We start from the raw sequence: 972 nt of genomic DNA, 5'->3' as shown, positions 1-972 counted from the left end.
AGCCATCGATAATTCATTACTTTTCTTAATGCTATTTTCGTATGAAATAATTTGTTTCTTACCATTCAATCTAACCAAATCCAAACACCCCTATTAAATTGTACTAAATGTATCCCTTTAATTGAACTCTCAACTAAAATTAAGTTCTTTATTGATTATTAATGTACCACGAAAATATGGAAAGTACAGTAAAAAGGATAAAAAAAGTTCAATATAGGGATAAAAAAAGTTCAATATAGGGATAAAAAAAGTTCAATAAAACATCGTAACCCTTGAGGGACAAGCACTTAAATACTCTATAAATAGAATTAAAGTAATTAATGATCTTTAAAAGATTAAATATATAAGAGATTTACAATCTCAAATTTTTCATTTCCAAAATTCCCACCATCTCTTTTTTTTACTGAGAATCAACTTTTTTACTTCTTGAGTTTCCCTAATTGCTTTTAACAAGTTTTGATCTCTCTCCATCTGTCGTTTTTCACTTGCTTCCAGTCGCTCCAAAATCTTTTGATTAAATTCTTGCTGCGCTTTCATAAATTCCATCATAGGATTTGATTCTTGTAGCGATATAGCGGATTGAGATAGCGATAGATTGGAGCGATATAAAGTCGCTACATAGTCTACTGATTCATGCAAAGTCTTACCTGCAGCTCTCATGTTCGAAAGATATTGTAATGACGTGATATCATCTTCGCTATATAATCTCCATCCTTTATCATCCTTCGTGAAACTGTATCCTTGTTCTTCAAGCATTTGCGAGTATTTTCTAACGGTGACCGGTTGTAATTTTAAGCGCTCTGCAACCTCTTTACTGGAATAGATCTTCATATCTGTTTTCACATTCATCACCTCCTAGCAAATATTCGCTATAGCGATTTAGAATGCCTTTTAATTTTCGTAATTAAGTAAAATTAATCGCATAGCTAACATCAAATCAACACACTCAACCCTTCAAATCATCTGCAATCA

The 972-nt window shown here is 31.7% G+C and carries 1 protein-coding gene; it reads right to left on the bottom strand.

All coding sequences use genetic code 11. The features are described from left to right. Positions 1-369: 369 nt before the first annotated feature. Positions 370-849 carry a DUF3967 domain-containing protein gene (locus NRI27_RS17970; RefSeq protein WP_371391904.1) on the bottom strand — a complete coding sequence of 160 codons (480 nt, stop codon included), beginning with the start codon at positions 847-849 and terminating at the stop codon, positions 370-372. Positions 850-972: the final 123 nt, after the last annotated feature.

Origin of the sequence: Sporosarcina sp. OR05 (assembly GCF_041414805.1) — a bacterium.
Taxonomy (GTDB): Bacteria; Bacillota; Bacilli; order Bacillales_A; family Planococcaceae; genus Sporosarcina; species Sporosarcina saromensis.
This window is presented reverse-complemented; position numbering and strand designations above follow the sequence as displayed.

Bases quoted from the DNA above. Each gene is read 5' to 3' on its own strand.
- NRI27_RS17970 (WP_371391904.1), bottom strand. From the start codon at position 849: ATGAATGTGAAAACAGATATGAAGATCTATTCCAGTAAAGAGGTTGCA.